The sequence below is a fragment of the Phormidium sp. CCY1219 genome, assembly GCF_055795085.1.
This window is the reverse complement of the sequence record NZ_JAYFEQ010000758.1, coordinates 1-3,938: the sequence shown is the minus strand read 5'-3', so window position 1 is coordinate 3,938 and position 3,938 is coordinate 1. Positions and strand designations below refer to the sequence as shown.

Annotated in this window: 3 protein-coding genes; all 3 read left to right on the top strand. The window is 54.1% G+C overall.

The features are described 5' to 3' along the window. The first annotated feature begins 157 nt into the window (after nt 1–157). The 3 genes from rsmH to AC0QH1_RS22970 all read left to right on the top strand — a co-directional run bounded on the left by rsmH (nt 158) and on the right by AC0QH1_RS22970 (nt 3,635). Nucleotides 158–1,030, top strand: coding sequence for a 16S rRNA (cytosine(1402)-N(4))-methyltransferase RsmH (gene rsmH, locus AC0QH1_RS22980; protein ID WP_324633701.1), 873 nt, complete (start codon nt 158–160; stop codon nt 1,028–1,030). Between the two features lie 505 nt (nt 1,031–1,535). After that, nucleotides 1,536–3,200: a SpoIIE family protein phosphatase gene (locus AC0QH1_RS22975; protein ID WP_324633700.1), complete on the top strand. Its 1,665-nt coding sequence runs from the start codon at nt 1,536–1,538 to the stop codon at nt 3,198–3,200. A 3-nt stretch (nt 3,201–3,203) separates the two neighbouring features. Beyond that, nucleotides 3,204–3,635 (top strand): ATP-binding protein, encoded by a 432-nt coding sequence (locus AC0QH1_RS22970; protein ID WP_324633699.1) that lies wholly within the window; start codon nt 3,204–3,206, stop codon nt 3,633–3,635. Nucleotides 3,636–3,938 lie beyond the last annotated feature (303 nt).

Genomic DNA, 3,938 nt, shown 5'->3' with positions numbered 1-3,938 from the left:
CTCCATTTCCCCTGGCTCTCATCCCGACGCTCACCAAGCACGGGTAGAGCGCGGGGCTTCCCGCCGAGAAGCTAAATGTTTATTTTTGTTGCTTTTCTTTCATCATTATAGGGAGATTGGGTAGGTGGGCAATAATCGAGTTTCGGTGAATTCAGAAATGGTGGCGCAGTTTGCACATGTGCCGGTTCTCAGTGCGGAAGTGGTAGAGGGCCTAGCGGTGCAGGCGGGGGGACATTATTTAGACGCCACCGTGGGGGGTGGCGGGCACTCGCGGCTGATTTTGCAAGCCGCCCCCTCGGTGAAAGTCACCGCGATCGACCGGGATGAAGTGGCGTTGGCGGCGGCGCGCGCCGAGTTGGCGGAATTTGGCGATGCGGTGGAATTTTGGCAGGGAAATTTTGCCGAATACGACCCGGGAGAGAAACGGTTTGATGGAGCGATCGCAGATTTAGGGGTAAGTTCCGCCCAGTTGGATGTGCCCGATCGCGGATTTAGCTTTCGCCAGGAAGCGCCCCTGGATATGCGGATGGATCGCGCCCAAGACCTCACTGCTGCCGAAATTGTCAATCACTGGGACGAAGCGGAGTTAGCGGATATTTTTTATCGCTATGGCGAGGAGAGATATTCCCGAGGGATCGCCCGCAAAATCGTGCAGCAGCGTCCGTTTCAGACCACCACCGACCTTGCCTATGCGATCGGCGGTAGCGTGCCGCGCCGCTATCGCTATGGGAGAATTCATCCCGCCACCCGGGTATTTCAAGCCTTGCGGATTGCGGTAAATGCCGAATTGAGCAGTTTAGAAAGTTTTTTAGAAAAAGCGCCCGGGTGGCTGAAACCGGGCGGGCGATTGGTGGCGATTAGCTTTCACAGCTTAGAAGACCGGTTGGTGAAGCATCAACTGCGCGGTGAAGAGCGATTCACTGTAGTGACCAAAAAGCCGATCGTGGCCAAAGAGGCAGAAATTGCCAGTAATCCTCGGGCGCGATCGGCCAAACTGAGAGTCGCAGAGCGCCTCAGTGGGGCGGGATAAAACCGCGATCGGGCGAGGCATTGGATCCGCCTCAGCCCCCTGCAGCGGATCCAAATCCCCCAAACCGGGAAACGCCCAAGCCAAAAAGGCACGGACTCTGGTAAGCTAGGCTTTGGCGCAGCCTGTGCCCCGCCTGGATCTGCGCTTATGGGTGCAACGCAGGTGGCGCAAGCTCAAACGGCATTCGGCAAGGGTAGCCTGCCAACCGCAGCTCCAATATCCGGCATTTCTTGTCGCTCACCCGATCCGAAACCGGGAAAACCATAGGGGATAGCCCACTGCTAAACAGAAAGCTGGCTATGTTAAGCTCATTTGAGCAGAGTCTGCCCGTTAGCGAGCGCCGATCGCGGGGTACTTTTGTCTTGAAAGGAATGCCCACCCAAAGCGTGATTTGCCAGGGGTGCCCCAAACGGTTGGGCACCGGAAAAAGATCGGCCCGTCCAACAAGGGCGCTACTTTGGGCGCAAGTCACACTTAATCCATTAGCCTGTAAGTGGGGTATTGCATGAGTCGGGGAAAAGGGAGCAAGCTGAAACTGATGGTGGTCGATGACGAAATCGACAACCTAGACTTGCTATACCGGACGTTTCGGCGGGAATTTGACGTTTATCGAGCCGAGAGTGCGTTTAAAGCACTCGAAACTCTCGACGAGAAAGGCGAGATGGCCGTCATTATCTCGGACCAGCGGATGCCAGAAATGAACGGGACGGAGTTTCTCAGTAAAACCGTAGAACGGTTTCCCGATACGATTCGGATTTTATTGACTGGCTACACCGACGTCGAAGACCTGGTAGAAGCGATTAACTCCGGGCAAGTCTTTAAATACATCACCAAGCCGTGGAATCCTGAAGAACTAAAATCGGTGGTTCAGCAGGCGGCGGAAACTTATAAGGTGGTCAAGCAAAGTACGAACATCCTGCGTCGCTCGTTGCGCCGCGAAGCCCTGTTTAATGCGGTGATGAGCGCGATTCGAGAGTCGTTGGATTATCGCAGTATGTTGCAGACCATTGTGGAAACCGTGGGGGAGAATTTTGAGGCCAGTCGTTGCAATCTGCGACCGGTACAGAGCGATCGCCTCGCCCCAGAGTCTTTCTCCTATGTGTCCCCCAATTCCGCTGACCCGGAGGACCTGCAGGAGGATGAATCCCTACTGCACGCCGTCCTGGAAAACCGCGAAACTCAATTGGTTCAGCAGGAAGAAAACGGCCAGGACACCACCCGGTTGGTGGTGCCACTGAGCTATCAAAAAGACCTCCTCGCCGTGATGTCCGTCTACCAAGATGGCAGCGCGAATAGTTGGTCTCCAGAAGATATTCAATTGATTGAAGGCGTGGCAGAGCAAGCCGCTCTGGCCCTCTCGCAAGCTAAACTCTATCAGCGCACCGAGCAGCAAGCTCAACAAATGCTCGCTGAGCTAGAGGTGGCTCGCCAAATTCAAACCAATCTGCTGCGCCAAAGTTGGCCAGAACTGGAAAGCTCTAAGGTGCAAGCCTGTTGCTATCCCGCTCGCGCCGTGGGCGGCGATTTCTTTGAGGTGTACGTCCATTCTCAAGGAGATATCTGGATCGCCGTGGGAGATGTGTCGGGCAAGGGCGTGCCTGCAGCTTTGTTTATGGCCAGTGCAATCTCGGTGATGCGCCGAGAACTGGCTCAAGAAATTTCCCCCGAACCGGAAACGGTGATGACCAATCTCAATAGTGCGTTGGCGGATGACCTGATCGGCAACAACTGTTTCATTACGATGGTTGTGGCTCGCTATCGTCCGTCCACTCGGGAGTTGGCTTATGCCAATGCGGGACATATTTATCCCCTCGTCTGGTCTCACCGCTCTGTGGCCAATTCTTCTTCAGAGGTGGAACCGAATTTCTTGAAAGCGCGCGGGATTCCTCTGGGAATCTTGCCGATGTGGAGAGGAAAAACGGGCACTCTGGAGTTAAATTCAGGTGACGTTTTTCTGCTCACTAGCGATGGTCTGACGGAGGCGACGGTTACAAATCCAGACTCGAATCTCGGAGTCGATGAGGGCGCGATGCTCCAGCAAGAGGGTCTCTGGAAGCTGTTAACTCAAGAACCGGATCCGCTAGAACTGGAACATTTATTGGCTCGGGTCCGCGAATTGGCTCAGGAGCAGGAAGATGACCAAACTATACTTTCTCTGGAGGTTCTGTAATCAATGAGAACTGAGTTGCACGTACCGAGCGACTTGCGGTTTTTGAGCATTGTCGAAAATTGGCTGTTGGGCTGCCTGGAAATGGAACTCGGGGATAATGTGGATTGGCCTCGTCAGTCGAATCGCTTGCGCCTGGTTTTGGCAGAAGCTTATTCTAATGTGGTTCGTCACGCTCACCGGGAACAACCTAATTTGCCCGTGCTGATTCGTCTGGAAGTTAAGGAGCGCGATATCGCTCTGGAAGTGTGGGATCACGGTAAGGGTTACGATCTGTCTACTTATATGGCACCGGTGCCAGAACAAATGCCCGATGGCGGCTATGGTTGGCTGATTATGAATCGCCTGATGGACCGGGTGGAGTACAGTTTGCAAATCGATGGTCGCAATTGTCTGAAGCTCGAAGCGAGTCTGGCGGAAACGACGGACAAGGCTTAGGGGCTTTCTGGTGTTGGGGTTTGCTCCCTGCTTGTCGGTGCTTTCTCCTCTGGGCTGTTTCTGCTGCACCGCACCCTGGAGGCCACTCTGACCGATCGCCCTTTCCTTCACTCCGCAGGCGTTCGCTCCCCACACTCCCTGCTTGTCAGGGTGCATTTTTACAAAACTTAATCAAAGATTGGGATTTTTTATAAGTTTTATTACAATTGCTTGAATTTAGCCGGGGCAATCCTTCATATTAGCTTAACCGCTAGGAGCCCCGCACTGTACCCGAAGGGTCAGTGTCGGGAAGAATAGCGGGGG